This is a genomic window from Rhodovulum kholense, assembly GCF_003053725.1.
Taxonomy (GTDB): domain Bacteria; phylum Pseudomonadota; class Alphaproteobacteria; order Rhodobacterales; family Rhodobacteraceae; genus Rhodovulum; species Rhodovulum kholense.
Map to the genome: position 1 here is coordinate 31,727 of NZ_QAYC01000007.1, position 15,517 is coordinate 47,243.

The 15,517-nt window shown below is 67.9% G+C and carries 16 protein-coding genes and 1 riboswitch; of the genes, 11 read left to right on the forward strand and 5 right to left on the reverse strand.

The features are described 5' to 3' along the window. Window positions 1-3: 3 nt before the first annotated feature. The 6 genes from hutU (at window position 4) to C8N38_RS10620 (ending at window position 5,341) form a co-directional block, all read left to right on the forward strand. Window positions 4-1,698: a urocanate hydratase gene (gene hutU, locus C8N38_RS10595; protein WP_108027128.1), complete on the forward strand. Its 1,695-nt coding sequence runs from the start codon at window positions 4-6 to the stop codon at window positions 1,696-1,698. Continuing rightward, on the forward strand, window positions 1,695-2,243 hold the full coding sequence (locus C8N38_RS10600; RefSeq protein ID WP_108027130.1) for a HutD/Ves family protein: 549 nt from the start codon (window positions 1,695-1,697) through the stop codon (window positions 2,241-2,243). The genes hutU and C8N38_RS10600 overlap by 4 nt, the downstream gene beginning before the upstream one ends. Window positions 2,244-2,344: 101 nt before the next feature. Beyond that, a complete protein-coding gene (locus tag C8N38_RS10605; RefSeq protein WP_108027132.1) occupies window positions 2,345-3,157 on the forward strand; it encodes a transporter substrate-binding domain-containing protein in 813 nt (270 codons plus the stop codon). Window positions 3,158-3,233: 76 nt separating this feature from the next. Further along, window positions 3,234-3,881: an amino acid ABC transporter permease gene (locus C8N38_RS10610; RefSeq protein ID WP_108027134.1), complete on the forward strand. Its 648-nt coding sequence runs from the start codon at window positions 3,234-3,236 to the stop codon at window positions 3,879-3,881. Then, window positions 3,881-4,543, forward strand: a complete 663-nt coding sequence (locus C8N38_RS10615) for an amino acid ABC transporter permease (RefSeq protein ID WP_245895674.1) — start codon at window positions 3,881-3,883, stop codon at window positions 4,541-4,543. The genes C8N38_RS10610 and C8N38_RS10615 overlap by 1 nt, the downstream gene beginning before the upstream one ends. Window positions 4,544-4,546: 3 nt before the next feature. After that, complete coding sequence (locus tag C8N38_RS10620) at window positions 4,547-5,341, forward strand: amino acid ABC transporter ATP-binding protein (protein WP_108027136.1); 795 nt, start codon at window positions 4,547-4,549, stop codon at window positions 5,339-5,341. A 57-nt stretch (window positions 5,342-5,398) separates the two neighbouring features. Here the strand turns inward: C8N38_RS10620 and C8N38_RS22135 are convergent, their stop codons facing one another. Both C8N38_RS22135 and C8N38_RS10630 read right to left on the reverse strand, forming a co-directional pair. After that, the gene (locus tag C8N38_RS22135) at window positions 5,399-6,739 is read right to left on the reverse strand and encodes a calcium-binding protein (RefSeq protein ID WP_108027138.1); all 1,341 of its coding nucleotides are present in this window, start codon (window positions 6,737-6,739) and stop codon (window positions 5,399-5,401) included. A 358-nt stretch (window positions 6,740-7,097) separates the two neighbouring features. Further along, window positions 7,098-7,451, reverse strand: coding sequence for a cysteine-rich small domain-containing protein (locus C8N38_RS10630; protein WP_108027140.1), 354 nt, complete (start codon window positions 7,449-7,451; stop codon window positions 7,098-7,100). A gap of 179 nt (window positions 7,452-7,630) precedes the next feature. Next, window positions 7,631-7,827, reverse strand: a riboswitch (cobalamin riboswitch). A 121-nt stretch (window positions 7,828-7,948) separates the two neighbouring features. Here C8N38_RS10630 and C8N38_RS10635 point away from each other — a divergent pair. Further along, window positions 7,949-8,992 (forward strand): succinylglutamate desuccinylase/aspartoacylase family protein, encoded by a 1,044-nt coding sequence (locus C8N38_RS10635; RefSeq protein WP_108027317.1) that lies wholly within the window; start codon window positions 7,949-7,951, stop codon window positions 8,990-8,992. 18 nt (window positions 8,993-9,010) lie between these two features. Here C8N38_RS10635 and C8N38_RS10640 read toward each other — a convergent pair whose 3' ends face one another. The 3 genes from C8N38_RS10640 to C8N38_RS10650 are packed head-to-tail and all read right to left on the reverse strand — an operon-like array spanning window position 9,011 to window position 11,296. Next, a complete protein-coding gene (locus C8N38_RS10640; protein WP_108027142.1) occupies window positions 9,011-10,366 on the reverse strand; it encodes an MATE family efflux transporter in 1,356 nt (451 codons plus the stop codon). Next, on the reverse strand, window positions 10,359-10,868 hold the full coding sequence (locus C8N38_RS10645; RefSeq protein WP_108027144.1) for a PaaI family thioesterase: 510 nt from the start codon (window positions 10,866-10,868) through the stop codon (window positions 10,359-10,361). The genes C8N38_RS10640 and C8N38_RS10645 overlap by 8 nt, the downstream gene beginning before the upstream one ends. Further along, a complete protein-coding gene (locus tag C8N38_RS10650) occupies window positions 10,865-11,296 on the reverse strand; it encodes a PaaI family thioesterase (protein WP_108027318.1) in 432 nt (143 codons plus the stop codon). Before C8N38_RS10650 ends, C8N38_RS10645 begins: the two co-directional genes overlap by 4 nt. A gap of 440 nt (window positions 11,297-11,736) precedes the next feature. Here C8N38_RS10650 and C8N38_RS10655 point away from each other — a divergent pair, with 440 nt between their 5' ends. The 4 genes from C8N38_RS10655 to C8N38_RS10670 all read left to right on the forward strand — a co-directional run bounded on the left by C8N38_RS10655 (window position 11,737) and on the right by C8N38_RS10670 (window position 15,505). Continuing rightward, window positions 11,737-12,105 (forward strand): MerR family transcriptional regulator, encoded by a 369-nt coding sequence (locus C8N38_RS10655; protein WP_108027147.1) that lies wholly within the window; start codon window positions 11,737-11,739, stop codon window positions 12,103-12,105. 121 nt (window positions 12,106-12,226) lie between these two features. Continuing rightward, window positions 12,227-12,628 carry a MerR family transcriptional regulator gene (locus C8N38_RS10660; protein WP_108027149.1) on the forward strand — a complete coding sequence of 134 codons (402 nt, stop codon included), beginning with the start codon at window positions 12,227-12,229 and terminating at the stop codon, window positions 12,626-12,628. A 36-nt stretch (window positions 12,629-12,664) separates the two neighbouring features. Then, window positions 12,665-14,443 carry an acyl-CoA dehydrogenase C-terminal domain-containing protein gene (locus C8N38_RS10665; RefSeq protein ID WP_108027151.1) on the forward strand — a complete coding sequence of 593 codons (1,779 nt, stop codon included), beginning with the start codon at window positions 12,665-12,667 and terminating at the stop codon, window positions 14,441-14,443. Between the two features lie 426 nt (window positions 14,444-14,869). Next, entirely contained in the window at window positions 14,870-15,505 is a 636-nt protein-coding gene (locus tag C8N38_RS10670) for a glutathione S-transferase family protein (RefSeq protein ID WP_108027153.1), read from the forward strand. Window positions 15,506-15,517 lie beyond the last annotated feature (12 nt).

Consider the following 15,517-nt stretch of genomic DNA (forward strand, 5'->3'; position numbering starts at 1 on the left):
TCCATGACCAATCCGCGCCACAATACCCGCGACATCTTCCCGCCGACGGGGCCCGAGATCACCGCGAAGAGCTGGCAGACCGAGGCCCCGATGCGGATGCTGATGAACAACCTGCATCCCGACGTGGCCGAGAACCCGCATGAGCTGGTGGTCTATGGCGGCATCGGCCGCGCCGCGCGCACCTGGCAGGATTTCGACCTGATGGTCGAGACCCTGAAATCGCTCGAGGACGACCAGACCATGCTGGTGCAGTCGGGCAAGCCCGTGGGCGTCTTCCGCACCCATCGCGACGCCCCGCGCGTGCTGATCGCCAACTCGAACCTCGTGCCGCACTGGGCCACCTGGGAGCATTTCAACGAGCTCGACCGCAAGGGCCTGGCGATGTACGGCCAGATGACGGCCGGGTCCTGGATCTATATCGGCGCGCAGGGCATCGTGCAGGGCACCTACGAGACCTTCGCCGAGGCCGGGCGCCAGCATTATGACGGCGATCTCAAGGGCAAATGGATCCTCACGGGCGGTCTTGGCGGTATGGGCGGCGCGCAGCCGCTGGCCGCGGTGATGGCAGGGGCCTGTTGTCTGGCGGTCGAATGCGACGAGGATCATGCCGATTTCCGCATCCGCACCCGCTATTGCGACGAGAAGACCCACAGCCTTGACGAGGCGCTGGCGATGATCGGGCGCTGGACCGAAGCGGGCGAGGCCAAGTCGGTCGCGCTGATCGGCAATGCCGCCGATGTCTTCCCCGAGATCCTGCGCCGGATGAAGGCGGGCGAGGCGCTGCCGAACGGGCGCCCCGACATCGTCACCGACCAGACCTCGGCGCATGACCCGTTCCACGGCTACCTGCCCAAGGGCTGGACCGTGGCCGAGTGGCGCGCCAGGCAGGAGAGCGACCCGAAGGGCGTCGCCAAGGCAGCGCGGGCCAGCATGAAGGAGCATGTCGCCGCGATGGTGGGGTTCTGGAACGCGGGCATCCCGACCCTCGATTACGGCAACAACATCCGCCAGATGGCGCTGGAAGAGGGGCTCGAGGATGCCTTCGCCTTCCCGGGCTTCGTGCCGGCCTATATCCGCCCGCTCTTCTGCCGCGGCGTGGGGCCGTTCCGCTGGGCGGCGCTGTCGGGCGATCCCGAGGACATCTACAAGACCGACGCCAAGATGAAGGAGCTGTTCCCGGAAAATGCCGGGCTGCATCGCTGGCTCGACATGGCGCGCGAGCGGATCGCCTTCCAGGGCCTGCCCGCGCGGATCATGTGGATCGGGCTTGGCGACCGCCACCGGGCGGGGCTTGCGATCAACGAGATGGTGCGCAATGGCGAGCTGAAGGCCCCCGTCGTGATCGGCCGCGACCATCTAGACAGCGGCTCGGTCGCCTCGCCCAACCGCGAGACCGAGGCGATGAAGGACGGCTCGGACGCGGTCAGCGACTGGCCGCTCCTGAACGCGCTGCTCAATACCGCCTCGGGCGCTACCTGGGTGTCGCTGCATCATGGCGGCGGCGTCGGCATGGGGTTCAGCCAGCATGCGGGCATGGTGATCTGCTGCGATGGCACGGAAGAGGCCGACCGCAGGCTTGAACGCGTGCTCTGGAACGACCCGGCGACCGGCGTCATGCGCCATGCCGATGCGGGCTATGAGATCGCGATCGACTGCGCGCGCGAGCACGGGCTGACCCTGCCGGGCATCCTGAAATGAGGCAGATCCGCCGCAGCGATCTGACGCCCGCGCCCTGGAAGAACGGGGGCGGGCTGACCTGGGAACTGGCCGCCTTCCCCGAAGGCGCGGGCTTTCCGGACATGCTGTGGCGGATGAGCCTGGCCGAGGTCGCCTCTGACGGCCCGTTCTCGGCCTTTCCCGGGATCGACCGCACCCTGACGGTGCTGTCCGGGCAGGGCATGGTCCTTGATTTCGGCGGGGGCAGCGTGACGCTGGGCGAAGACTCGGGCCCGCTGTCCTTCCCGGGCGAGGCACCGGTGACGGCCCGGCTGGGCGCCGGACCGATCCTCGATTTCAACGTGATGACCCGGCGCGGCCGGGCCGCGCATGCGGTTATTGCCGTTTCGGCAGGCGTTCCGGCCCCGCCGGACACGCGCGCGTTGATCGCACGGCAAAAGGCCGTGACGGTCGCCGGTTTTGCCCTTGCACCCGGCGAGGCGCTCATGTCCGATCCGGGCCGGGACCTGGGCGGCACTGCCGGAGACGGGCCGATGCTTGCCATCTGCCTGCGCATGACGCCATGAACCGCCCGGTGCCGGCTTTTCCGGCGCCGGGCCAGACCTTTCCGGCGCCCTCGGGGCGGGACGCCGGCCAACGCGACCAGCCCCGCCAACAGGAGAGAATCATGACGCTTCGTCTTTCGCTGAAATCCGCCCTTTTCGGGCTCAGCGCCCTGGCTCTGACCGCGTCGGGCGCGCTGGCCGACCAGCTGTCCGACATCAAGGCCGCGGGCAAGATCGTCGCCGCGACCGAGATGCACTATGCCCCCTTCGACATGCTGGAGAAGGGCGAATATGTGGGCTTCGACCGCGACCTCTTCGACGAGATCGCCAAGGAACTGGGCGTCACCCCCGAATATCAGGACCTGCCCTGGACCTCGATCCTGCCGGGCCTCGAGGTCAACAAGTTCGATTTCGTGCTGGCCCCGGTGACGATGACGGCCGAGCGCGCCGAACGCTATGCCTTCACCCTGCCGATCTCGGATTCGACCGTGGCCTTCGTGCAGCGCACCGGCGGCGACATGACCGCGCCCGAAGACGCCAAGGGCAAGACCGTGGGCGTGCAGAAGGGCACCGCCCAACAGGCCCAGCTTGAGGCCTATGGCGAAAAGATCGGCGGCATCAAGATCAAGGAATACGGCACCCCCGACGAGGCCTATGCCGACCTGATGACCGGCCGTCTCGACGCGGTGGCGGGCTCGGCGCCGCTTCTGGACTATATGGCCAAGTCCCGTCCGGAACAGTTCTCGGTCGTCAAGCCGCCCTTCGGCAAGCCCACCTATTTCGCCTGGGTCGCGCGCAAGGGCGAGGGCGACAGCCTCGTCGCCGCGGTCAACGAGGCGCTGATCAAGATCCAGGATGACGGCCGCATGGCCGCGCTGCAGGAGAAATGGTTCGGCGCCGCAACCGAGCTGCCGCAGGAAATGCCCGAGCTTTGAGGCGCACCGCGTCTGACGCGACCGATGCGGGCCGGATCGCTTCCGGCCCGCCCACCAGACAGGGAGCGGCCCGCCCGTGTTTTCCTTTCAGACCATCGTCGAGAACCTGCCGACGCTTCTGGGCGCCGCGCGCTACACGCTGCTGATTTCCGTGCTCGGCTGTGCACAGGGGCTGATCCTCGGCGCGCTGCTTTGCGCGGCGGCGCTGTCGAAACGGACCGCGCTGCGCCGGGCCGCCGGGCTTTACGTCAGCTTCTTTCGCGGCGTGCCGCTGCTGATCCAGCTGCTGGTGGCCTATTACCTGCTGCCGGTCGTGGGCATCAACGTGCCGCCGCTGGCCGCCGCCGTTCTGACCGTCGGGCTTTGCGCGGCCGCCTATCTATCCGAGGTACTGCGCGGGTCCATCAACGCGATCCCGAAAGGCCAGGCCGAAGCCGCGCTGGCCATCGGCATGACGCCCCGCGATCTCTGGGTCCGGGTCTTGCTGCCGCAGGCGCTGAAGATCGGCCTGCCCGCCATCGTCAACGAGCTGATCCTGCTTGTGAAGGCCAGTTCGCTGGTGACCGTCGTCGGCATCGTCGAAATCACCCGGATGAGCCAGTCGATCGCCTCCTCGACCTATCGATACCTCGAAATCTACCTGGCCGCCGCCTTCCTCTATCTCGCGATCAACCTGGTGATCGCCGCGGCCGGGCGGCTTCTGGAACGGAGGCTGACGGTCTGATGCTGGAGATGCTGCACCGCTACGGCCCCGACCTGTTGACCGGCTTCGGGCTGACGCTTCTGACCTGGATGCTGGGCACCGCGGGCGGGCTCGTGCTTGGGTTCCTGCTGGAAATGGCCCGGCGCTTCGGACCCCGGTTCTGGGTCGGCTGGCCGATCCGGGCCTATGTCGAATTCATCCGCGGCACGCCCTTCCTCGTCCAGCTTTTCGTGCTGTACTACGGCGGACCGCTGATCGGACTGAGGCTCGACGCGCTGCCCGCGGGCGTGCTGGGCCTGTCGCTTTACGGCGCCGCCTATTTCACCGAGATCCTGCGCGCGGGCTTCGATGCGGTCCCGAAGGGCCAGATCGAGGCGGCCCGCGCCATCGGCCTGCCCGGGCGCACCATCGTCTGGCGCATCATGCTGCCGGTGATGATGGTCTCGGCCCTGCCCGCGCTGGTGAATTTCGCGATCATCCTGACCAAGGAAACCGTCATCCTGTCGATGATCACCGTGCCCGAGATCATGTTCCAGACCCAGACGATGATGAGCGAGACCTTCGAATTCGTCCTGCCGATCCTGATCCTCGCGCTGTTCTTCTGGGGCTTCGTCGAGGTGATTTCGCGGTTCGGCCGCCGCCTCGAACGCCGCTTCACCCACTATCTTCTCGAAGAAAGCTGACCGATGTCCCTCGAGCCCACCGCCCCTGCTTCCGCGCATCTGCGGAATGTCGACAAGTTCTATGGCGACTTCCAGGCGCTGAAGAACGTCACGCTCGACATCCCGCCCGGCAAGGTGACCTGCCTGATCGGGCCGTCCGGGTCGGGCAAGTCGACGCTTTTGCGCTGCATCAACTTCCTTGAGGAATATGACAGCGGCGAGGTCCGCATCGACGACCGGCTGATCGGCTACGAGACCCCCGGAGGGCGGCGGATGTCCGGGCGGCGGCTGCGCGAGATGCGGCGCGACATCGGCATGGTGTTCCAGCAGTTCAACCTCTGGCCGCACATGACCGCGCTGCAGAACGTGGCCGAGGGGCTGGAACGGGTGCGCGGGCTGAAGCGCGCCGAGGCGACCGAACGCGCGCGCGAGGCGCTGGCCAAGGTCGGGCTGGCCGACAAGGAAGCCAACCATCCCAGCCGTCTGTCCGGCGGCCAGCAGCAGCGCGTGGCCATCGCCCGCGCCATCGCCATGCAGCCCCGGATCATGCTGTTCGACGAGCCGACCAGCGCGCTCGACCCGGAACTGGTGGGCGAGGTGCTGGCGGTGATGAAACAGCTTGCCGCCGAGGGCATGACCATGGTCGTCGTCACCCACGAGATGGGCTTTGCCGCCCATGTGGCCGACCGCGTGGTGTTCATGGAGCGCGGCGAGCTGGTCGCCGCCGGCGCCCCGCGCGAGATTTTCCAGAACCCCGCCGATCAGCGGCTTGCCAGCTTCCTGCAGGGCTACCGCGAACGGAACTCGCTGGATTTCTAGACCGCGCCGCGCGCGACCCACGGGACTCCCCTGTGGGCCGCGCGCCCGTCCGCGGCCTCAGAGGAAGTCAAGCTGGGTGTCGAGCATGTGGTCGAGGGCGTGGGCGCTGACGCCAAGGAAGAAGATCCCGTTGCCCGCGCCCAGATCGAGATAGCTGCCGACCGGCGTCGCGGTGATCCGTGCCTCCAGATCGGCGGCGTCGAAATCGCCGAGCCCGTTGATCCCCTGCTGGATATGCAGCCGGTCAGTGGCGCCGAAATCGGCGATGGTGTCGACCCCGGAGGCGCCGCGAAACTCGAACACATCGGCCCCCGGGCCCCCGATCAGCAGATCGCGCCCGGCGCCGCCGTTCAGCCGGTCGTTGCCGGACCCGCCCGACAGCTTGTCGTCACCCCGCCCGCCATGGATCCAGTCATTGCCGGCCCCGCCATAGATCTGGTCGTCGCCACGCCCGAAGTCGTCGCTCGCGGCCACGAAATCGTCGCCCGCGCCCAGCATCACCACGTCGTCGCCCGCACCCGGATCGACCCAGTCATTGCCGGACCCGGCCATGATATGATCGTTGCCGTTGCCGCCATAAATCACGTCGCGGCCGGCGCCACCATCGATCTCGTCATCGCCGTTGCCCGCCTCGATCCGGTCCTCGCCCGCGCCGCCCTCGAGCGTGTCGTCGCCGAGATTGCCGCTGAGCGTGTCGCGCCCGTCGCCGCCCGCCAGCCGGTCGTTGCCATTGTCGCCGGTCAGCCAGTCGTCACCCGCGCCGCCCACCAGCAAGTCGTCGCCGTCCCAGCCGCGCAGCACGTCGTTGCCCGCGTCGCCGTAAAGCCGGTCGTCGCCATACGAGCTGTCCAGCGTGTCGTTGCCCGCACCCCCGAAAAGCACATCGCCCGCGGCAAGCTTGCCCGCGCGGAAGGCGGCCCAGTCGCTTTGGCCGGGGGCAAGCTGCGATCCGGAGCGGGTGTCGAGCACGTCGTCGCCGTCGCCGCCGCTCAGCAGGTTGGCCCCGGCCCCGCCGACCAGAAGATCGTTGCCCCCGCCGCCGAACAGCACGTCATTGCCGTCGCCGCCATAAAGCACGTCATCGTCGTCGCCGCCCGCCAGGGAGTCGTCGCCGCCCATACCGCAGATCCGGTCGCGATCGCCATTCCCGAACAGGACATCGGCGCCCCAGCCACCGGTGATCGTGTCATCGCCGTCGTTCATCCAGGCAAAGTACGCCGGAAAATAGGCGTTGGGGATCACGAGAAAATTGTTGGGCCCGTCGTAGCCCACGCTGAATGCCCCGGTTTCGGCAAGCTGGACCGGCGCTGCGGGCAAGGAGCGACCGATAGCGCGGAATTCGGCCGCAAGCTCGGCCAGAAGATAGGGATAGTCCTTGTCGGAGCGGAAATATGCCATGGTTTGCCCTTGGGCCCGGATGTTGCGCGAAGAGGCCCCCGCCCCCGCCGGCGCCCCGGGCGGCAGATTTGGTCAACATTCCTTGCCAGCCGGTTAAACCCGATGCCGCGACACGGTCCTGAATGCGGCGAATTCTTGAACACCTCGACCGAAGCGGGTCCCTGCGGCGCCCGAACAGTGCCGGAACGATGCCCGGAGCGTGCCCGGAGCATGCCCGGAGCATGCCCGGAGCATGTCGGTGCGCCCCACGTCCGCCCCGGTCCGCAGGACCGGCCCCGCCACGATCCGCAGGCCCCGGACAGCTGCTGCCCGGCAGTCGGTCCCGGCGAAACGGCAGGGCCCCGGGGCTGACAGCCCGTCAGTCGCCGGCGTCCTCGCCAGCGCCGCCCTGGGGGCGCGGGCGGCGCATCGGCGGATCGGTCTGCGGCTTGCCCGACCAGGGCTGCGGATATTCCAGCCAGCGCTGGATGAAACCCCACGACTGCCGGTAGCCGTCATGGGGCAGCGTGCAGGCCGAACAGTCCTTGCGCGTCAGCCCGTTGGCATCGGTGTAGACCTGATACGGCCCGGGACACTCGTAGGCGATCAGCGGGCAGTAGCAGAACAGGCAGTTGAATTCGCGCTCGACGCCCGGATGGCAGGGCAGGAACGGGCATTGGGTATTGGTGAAGCCCTTGAAGGCCTCGTTCGAGGTCAGGTCCTTGGGTTGCACGGCGCAACTCCTTCCGGTCGGCACCCCTGGCCGGGCCCGCCCCGGGCCGGTCAGGGACAAGGTGAAGGCCGCGCCCCATGTCGCAGGCAAAACGCGGCCACTGGCCCCGAGGGCATCGGCGGGCCGACAGGCAAGGGGCGCATGACAGATGCGCCCGGCCTCCGGACCCGCCGCCCGGGGGGCGGTTCGGCGCGCTGGCAGGTCTCCTGGCTTGCGGGTCTCGGCCGATCCGCCCGCCTTCCCGGCCGGGCGGATGCCGGGGCCGGTGGCGGTTCGGGGCGGGGGCTCGCCGCTGACAGTTGCGGGGGCAGCGCCGGACTTGCACCGGCTTCCCTTTTCACTCCCTCGCGGGAGCACCAGAACGCCTCTCATCAATGGGGACCGCGCCCGCCGCTGTCAATGCATCGCCCAAGGGGCGGCCGCGCGCCGAGGCCCTTGCCAGCGCCCCCGGCGCGGCGCTATCCCGTGACGATGAGGTCCTTTTCCCCAGACGCCAGATGACCCCGCGCGAGGGCTTCACGCTTGGCAACGCAACCGTGCCGCCGGGCACCCGCCGCACGGTGGACCTGCCAGTATCGGTGCTGTCGGACCATACCCCCGTCACCATGTCGGCCCATGTCGTGCATGGCCGCCGCCCCGGCCCCGCGATGTTCGTGACCGCGGGCGTGCATGGCGACGAGGTGATCGGGGTCGAGATCGTCCGGCGGCTTCTGAGCCTGCCCGCGCTCGGGGCGCTGCGCGGCACGCTGATCGCCATTCCCATCGTCAATGCCTTCGGCTTTCTCAACCTGTCGCGCTACCTGCCCGACCGGCGCGACCTCAACCGCTGCTTTCCCGGGTCGTCGGGCGGCTCGATGGCCTCGCGGCTGGCGCATCTTCTGGTCGACGAGGTGGTCGCGCGCTGCGAAATCGGCATCGACCTGCATTCGGCCGCGGTGCATCGCACGAACCTGCCGCAGGTCCGCGTGGTGCCGGACGATCCCGAGCTGACCCGGCTGGCCCGGGTTTTCGCGGCGCCGGTGGTGCTGACCTCTGCGGCGCGGCATGGCTCGCTGCGCGAGACGGCGGCGCGGATGGGCGTGCAGATGCTGCTGTATGAGGGCGGCGAGGGGCTGCGCTTCGACGAGGTCGCGGTCCGGGCCGGTCTGTCGGGCGTGCTGCGGGTGATGTTCGACCGGGGCATGATCCCGGCCAAGGGCGTGCCGAAGGCGCGGCGCGCGCCGCTGGACTGCCGGGTGTCGCGCTGGCTCAGGGCGCCGCAGGGCGGCTTGCTGCGCACCTACCGGTCCGAAGGCGACGTCGTCGAGGCGGGCGAGCTGCTGGCCGTGGTCTCGGACCCGTTCGGCGAGATCGAGGCCGAGATCCGCGCCGCCGAACCCGGCATCATCGTCGGCCGCGCCATCCTGCCGGTGGTGAACGAGGGCAATGCGGTCTTTCACCTGGCCGCGATCGCGGCTGCCGACCGGGCCGAAGACCGGATCGGCACCTGGGCCAGCGAGGTCGCGGCCGAGCCGCTGTTTGACGAGGACGAGATCCTCTAGTCCGACGGCATCGGGCCGTCAGGCCGCCTGCCGGCTTCGCGCCGCGGCCTCGAGCGCCGGATAGCGCAGCCCCAGCGTGACGCCGCGCGCGACATAGGACAGCAAAAGCGCGAGCCACAGCCCGTGATTGCCAAAAAGCGGCAACAGCAGGGCTACGGCGGCGGCATAGATCGCGGCCGAGATCACCATCATGTTGCGCATGTCCGCGGTCCGGGTGGCGCCAATGAAGATGCCGTCAAGCATCCAGGCGCCGATGCCTGCGACCGGGACGGCCACCATATAGGGCAGGAACACCCGCGCCTCGGCCCGGACCTCGGGCGCGGTCGTCATCAGATCGACGATGGCGCCGCCCCATCCGGCGAAGACCGCGGCCAGAACGACGACCGACAGCAGGCCCCAGAGGCTGGTCAGCACCGCGCTTCGGCGCAGCGCCAACACCGATGCCGCGCCCATCGCCTGGCCGACCAGCGACTCGGCAGCAAAGGCGAACCCGTCCAGCGCATAGGAGGTGATGTTCAGAAACTGCAGCAACACCTGATTGGCCGCCAGCGACACGTCGCCGAAGCCCGCCCCGAGGAAGAGGAAGGACAGCACGATCCCCTGCAGCAGCAGCGACCGGATCAGGATGTCGCTATTCACCCCGGCGATATGGCGCAGCCGCGCCCGGTCGAACACCCGCGCCCAGGCCCGCCAGGCGGTGCCGCGAAACGCGTCTCGGCAGAACCAGAGCCCCAGCGCAAGGCCCGACCATTCGGCCAGGAAAGTCGCCAGTGCAACGCCCGGCACTCCCCAGCCCAGCGTCAGCACGAAAAGCAGGTCGAGCCCGACATTGAGCCCGTTCATCCAGAGCTGGATCGCCAGAACCGCGCGGGTGCGTTCCTGCCCGATCAGCCAGCCATTGATGCCGTAAAGCGCGATGGTGGCCGGGGCCGACCAGATCCGGATCGCCATATACTGGCGGGCCATGTCCTCGACCTCGGCGCTGGCGGGGGCGAGGCCCAGCGCGGCGGCGATCAGCGGCATCTGCAGGGCCATCAGGGCAAGTCCCGCGACCAGCCCGATCATCAGCACGCGCGACAGCATCGCGGCAACCTCGGCCGCATCGCCCGCGCCCCGCGCCTGGGCGGTCAGTCCGGTCGTGCCCATGCGCAGGAAACCGAACACCCAGTAGACCGAGGCCAGCGCCACCGCGCCCACGCCGACCGCGCCGATCGGGGCCGCCGCGCCGATCTGACCGACCACGGCGGTATCGACCGCGCCAAGGATCGGAACGGTCAGGTTCGACAGCACGATGGGCAGCGCGATGGCCAGCACCCGGCGATGGCCGAGATCCGCGATCGCGTCCCGGTCCGGGCGCAGCACCGCCTCAGTCATCGCGCGGCGGCATCAGGAAATGGCCGGTCGCCTGCGCAAAAATCCGGGCGCGGTTGTCCTGCCAGGCCTCGACATGGACGCTGGCATAACGCCGCCCCGACCGGTTGACGCGGGCCCTCGCATAGGCGTCGCGCGGCAGGCCGGGCCGCAGGTAATCGACGGTGAAGTCGATGGTCTTTGGCAGCCGCGGCAGGGTTTCGGGGGTCAGCGTCGCGGCATCGAGCATCCCGCGTTCGAGATCGTCCCAGATCATCGCCCAGGACAGCCCGACAATGGCCGTGACCTCCAGAAAGGCGGCGGTCGCGCCGCCATGGAGCGCCGGCAGTTCGGGATTGCCGATCAGGGCCTCGTGAAACCCCAGAACGCCGGTCAGCTCGTCGCCGCGCCGGTCGAACGAGATCCCGAGGAAGCGCGCATAGGGCAGCCCGTCGACCAGCGCCGACAGCGCGGCGTCGCGCCGCTGCTTGACGACCTGAACGGGTTCGGGCGCGGCGCGGCTCATTCGGCGCCTCCATCGGCGGTGAAGGTGCCGGTCGCAGTCGCCACCGGATGGCCGCGGTCGTCATCGGTCGCGGTCGCCCGCACGAAGGCCACCGAGCGGGTCACATGATAGCATTCCGCCCGCGCCACCAGCCGCTGACCCGGGGTCGCGGCGCGCATGTAGTCGATCCGCAGCGAAATCGTCGCCGTCTGCGCCGGCCCTTCGGGATGGCTGAGAACGGCAGTGCCGCCGCAGGTGTCCAGAAGCGCCGAAACCGCGCCGCCGTGGATCACCCCGTTGCGCGGGTCGCCCACCAGGCGCGAATCGTAGGGCATCGACAGTTCGGCCCGGCCGTCGCCCAGCTGATCGACCCGCATCGACAGCGCATGGGCATGGGGGATCTGCTCGATGAACCGCCGCGCCACATCCGCCTTTGCCCCTGCCGCCATATCTTCGGTGGCATCCCGCGCCCCTTCGGGCGCCGCGTCCGAGCCGGTGTCGCTCACCTCTGTCTCCCTCTGGTCATCGCCCCGGTTATTGGGTCTGCCCTCCCTGCCCTGCAAGTGTAAAAATCCGCGGGCTGTCGCTAATTGGCGACACCCGTCCGGCACGGGGACCGCAGGGTGGACAGCCCGCCCCGGATTGCCCGCGTTTTCCGGGACTTCGCCGTCCTTCTGCCGCTATTTCGGGCAGAGATGAGACCCATCCGCAGCCCGGCAGGATGTCACTCGTTCCGGTTTTCGGAACCTTCGGAAGCGACCTGCCGCTACGGAACCACCATTTTTGGCGGTGCGTCAAAAAACAAGCCTTATGAAGCATATAACCGAATTGATCCGCCCCCCGGATTTGCCTTAGCTAGTAGCACGGAAGTGGCTGGTAGTTTTAGGCGATGGCGGACGAACGTCTGAATTTCAAGGAGATGTGCGCCCGGTTCGATGTGACTCCGCGCACGTTGCGGTACTACGAATACATCGAACTGCTGAGCCCCACCAAGGACGGACGCGCCCGCTTCTATGGTCCGCGGGAAGTGGCCCGCATGACTCTGATCCTCCGGGCACGCCGCTTCGGCTTCAGCCTCGAGGAAATCCGGCAATGGCTGCTGATCTATGACGAGAAAGGCAGCGCGGCGCAGATGGCCGCTCTGGTCCAGATGGCCGACCGCCAGCTCGGGGTCCTCAGGGAACAGCGCGACCAGCTCGACAGCTCGATCGAAGAGCTGCGGACCCTGCGCGACGCCGCATCCGCCGGCAAGATCTGACCCGTCTTACCATCTCGACATTTCGCGACGCAGCGTTACGTTTACGTAAACGTCAGCGGGCCTTGTCTTGCCGTCCGAAAGGGCGCAGGTCTGAGGTCTGAGTGACGTATCCGGACGACCAATGACCGACGAGTTAATGACTATTCGCCAGATGTGCGATGCTTTCGAAGTGACCGCGCGTACCTTGCGGTTCTACGAGTCCAAGGAGTTGATCTCCCCCCTGCGCGACGGCCAGCGGCGGCTTTACGGCCGGCGCGACCGGGCCAGGCTCAAGCTGATCCTGCGCGGCAAGCGCTTCGGCTTCAGCCTCGAGGAGATCCGGCAGATGCTGGACCTTTACGATCTTGACGACGGACAGGAGACACAATTCCGCCGCACCTGCGAGCTGGCCCGGGAACGGCTGGCGGTCATGGAACGGCAGCGTCTGGAACTGGACGACGCCATTGCAGAACTGAGAGGCCAGATCTCCTGGGGAGAGAGGAAGCTGGCCGATTTCGACAAGAGGAAACCCGCCGCCGAGTAACCGATGCGGTTGGGATGACGTTCAAGGGAGGAACGCATGCCGATCTACACCCCACCGACCGAGGACATGCAGTATCTGCTGCATGACGTGCTGAAGATCAGCGCGTCCGACATCCCCGGTTATGCCGAGCTTGACCCTGATTTCACCGGGGCGATCCTGGGCGAGGCCGGCAAGCTCGCCGCCGAAGTGCTGGCGCCGCTGAACGCGACCGGCGACGCCGAGGGCTGCCACTGGGACAATGGCGTCGTGCGCACGCCCAAGGGCTTCAAGGACGCCTACGACCAGATCTGCGCGGGCGGCTGGATCGGGCTCGACATGCCCGGAGAGGTCGGCGGCCAGAACATGCCCTACCTGATCAATTCGGCGGTCGGCGAGTTGTTCGTTTCGGCCAACATGGCCTTCAACATGTATCAGGGGCTGAGCCACGGCGCGATGTCGGCGATCCTCGCCCATGGCTCGGACCAGCAGAAGGCAACCTATGTGCCCAAGATGGTCGCGGGCACCTGGTCGGGCACGATGAACCTGACCGAGCCGCAATGCGGCACCGATCTGGGCCTGATCCGGACCAGGGCCGAGCCGCAGGTCGATGGCAGCTATGCGATCACCGGCACCAAGATCTGGATCTCGGCGGGCGAACACGACCTGACCGAGAACATCGTCCATCTGGTGCTGGCGCGCATCCCCGGCGGACCCGAGGGCATCAAGGGCATCTCGCTCTTCATCGTGCCGAAATTCCTGCCCGACGAGGACGGCAATCCGGGCCGGCGCAACGCCCTGATGTGCGGCGGGCTGGAACACAAGATGGGCATCCATGCCAACGCCACCTGCGTGATGAACTACGACGGCGCGACCGGCTTCCTCGTCGGCGAGGAACACAAGGGCATGCGCGCCATGTTCACCATGATGAACGAGGCCCGGCTGGGCGTGGGCCTGCAGGGCTATGCGCAAGGGGCGGTCGCGTATCAAAACGCGCTGGCCTTCGCGCAGGAGCGGCTGCAGGGCCGGGCGCTGGGCGATCCATCGAACCCCGAAGGCCCGGCCGACCCGATCCTCGTGCACCCCGACGTGCGGCGCAACCTGATGGATCAGAAAAGCTTCGTCGAGGGCGCCCGGGCGCTGACCTTCTGGGGCGCGCAGATGATCGACCGCGCCCACCGGATGCAGGACCCTGACGCCGAGGCGATGATCTCGCTTCTGACCCCTGTCATCAAGGGCTTCCTGACCGACAAGGGGTTCGAGACGACGGTTCTGGCGCAGCAGACCTATGGCGGCACCGGTTTCACCCGCGCGGCGGGCGCCGAACAGTTCGTGCGCGATGCCAGGATCACCATGATCTACGAAGGCACCAACGGGGTGCAGTCTCTGGATCTGGTCGGCCGCAAGATCGGGCAGAATGGCGGCAAGGCGCTGATGGCCTTCTTCGACATGGTCAAGAGCTTCGCCAAGGCGCACGAGGCCGACGAGGCGCTGAAAGAGGGCTTCCTCGATCCGCTGAAGGCGGCCTCGAAGGACCTGCAGGCGGCGGCGATGTATTTCATGGCCGAAGGCATGAAATCCCCGGCCAACGCGCTCGCGGGAAGCTACGACTTCATGCATCTCTTCGGCCATGTCTGCCTTGGGCTCATGTGGTCGAAGATGGCCGTGGCCTCGCAGGCGGCACTGGCCGCGGGCGACGATCCCCGCGCCTTCCACGAGGCGAAGCTGGCGACCGGGCGTTATTACATGGCGCGGCAACTGCCCGCCACGGCGCTGCACCTTGCGCGCATCCGCAGCGGGGCAGAGCCGGTCATGGCGCTCGACGCGGCGAACTTCTAGGGGGTGCGGCCCTTCGGGGCCGTCCCCTCCCGCATCATCGGACACGGATCATCGGATCACGGACATGCAGACGCGTCTTTGCCCGCGCCTTCCCGTCCTGCCCTGCCCGGACGACGACTGCCGGGTGGCAGGCGATGCGTCATGGGTATTTTCACCAAGAAGAAAATGCAGGGTCAGCCCTCCATCCCCGCGGCGCCCCCGGGCGGCCCCGGAGGGTAGGCGCGGGATGGAGGGCCTTCTCCTTGGGCGGTCATCGGCTCCCCAGCCTGTACCGCGCGCCCAGATTGCCCGAAGCCTCCCTAACGCCCGGTTATCCATAACGGCGTTTCGGGCTTCTTCTTGGAAAAAATACCCATTGCCCGACAGGACGAACAGGCGCGGCGCCCGGTCGGCCCGCCCCCTCAAGACAAGAAGGACGCGCGGAAAATGATGATCAAGCTCTATTGCTTCGGGGAAAGCGGCAATGCCTACAAGGCGGCGCTGACCTTGACCCTCGCCGGGCTCGACTGGACGCCCGTCTATGTCGACTTCTTCAATGGCGGCGCGCGAAGCCCAGAGTTTCTGGCCCTGAACCCGATGGGCGAGGTGCCGGTGATGGTGGCGGACGATCTGGTTCTCAGCCAGTCGGGCGTGATGCAGACCTGGGTCACAGAAACCACCGGCCGGTTCGGCGGGCGCGACACGGCCGAGGCGCGCGAGGTGCTGCGCTGGATGTTCTGGGACAATCACAAGATGTCGGGCCAGGCCGGAAGCCTGCGCTTCATGATGAACTTCCTGCCCGAGGAGAAACGCCCGCAAGAGGCGATCCGCTGGCTGTCCGGCCGGGTGAAGGCCTCGTTGCAGACGCTCGAGCGGGTCTTGCGGGACCGCGACTGGCTGGTGGGCGACGGCCCCACCACGGCCGATTTCGCCTGCTGCGGCTATCTGTTCTATCCCGAGCCCTTCGGCTTCGACCGCCGGGCCCTGCCGGCCATCGACGCCTGGCTCGGCCGGATCGAGGCGCTGCCCGGCTGGAAACACCCCTATGACATGATGCCCGGCTCGCCCGCCGACCGGGCCTGAAAGTTTGACGAG

Excerpts from the sequence above, each read along its gene's own strand:
- C8N38_RS10635 (WP_108027317.1), top strand. The coding sequence starts at position 7,949 with ATGACCCCGCGCGAGGGCTTCACGCTTGGCAACGCAACCGTGCCGCCG.
- C8N38_RS10655 (WP_108027147.1), top strand. The coding sequence starts at position 11,737 with ATGGCGGACGAACGTCTGAATTTCAAGGAGATGTGCGCCCGGTTCGAT.
- C8N38_RS10640 (WP_108027142.1), bottom strand. The coding sequence starts at position 10,366 with ATGACTGAGGCGGTGCTGCGCCCGGACCGGGACGCGATCGCGGATCTC.
- C8N38_RS10665 (WP_108027151.1), top strand. The coding sequence starts at position 12,665 with ATGCCGATCTACACCCCACCGACCGAGGACATGCAGTATCTGCTGCAT.
- C8N38_RS10645 (WP_108027144.1), bottom strand. The coding sequence starts at position 10,868 with ATGAGCCGCGCCGCGCCCGAACCCGTTCAGGTCGTCAAGCAGCGGCGC.
- C8N38_RS10620 (WP_108027136.1), top strand. The coding sequence starts at position 4,547 with ATGTCCCTCGAGCCCACCGCCCCTGCTTCCGCGCATCTGCGGAATGTC.
- C8N38_RS10660 (WP_108027149.1), top strand. The coding sequence starts at position 12,227 with ATGACCGACGAGTTAATGACTATTCGCCAGATGTGCGATGCTTTCGAA.
- C8N38_RS10615 (WP_245895674.1), top strand. The coding sequence starts at position 3,881 with ATGCTGGAGATGCTGCACCGCTACGGCCCCGACCTGTTGACCGGCTTC.
- C8N38_RS10650 (WP_108027318.1), bottom strand. The coding sequence starts at position 11,296 with ATGGCGGCAGGGGCAAAGGCGGATGTGGCGCGGCGGTTCATCGAGCAG.
- C8N38_RS10600 (WP_108027130.1), top strand. The coding sequence starts at position 1,695 with ATGAGGCAGATCCGCCGCAGCGATCTGACGCCCGCGCCCTGGAAGAAC.
- C8N38_RS10670 (WP_108027153.1), top strand. The coding sequence starts at position 14,870 with ATGATGATCAAGCTCTATTGCTTCGGGGAAAGCGGCAATGCCTACAAG.
- hutU (WP_108027128.1), top strand. The coding sequence starts at position 4 with ATGACCAATCCGCGCCACAATACCCGCGACATCTTCCCGCCGACGGGG.
- C8N38_RS22135 (WP_108027138.1), bottom strand. The coding sequence starts at position 6,739 with ATGGCATATTTCCGCTCCGACAAGGACTATCCCTATCTTCTGGCCGAG.
- C8N38_RS10605 (WP_108027132.1), top strand. The coding sequence starts at position 2,345 with ATGACGCTTCGTCTTTCGCTGAAATCCGCCCTTTTCGGGCTCAGCGCC.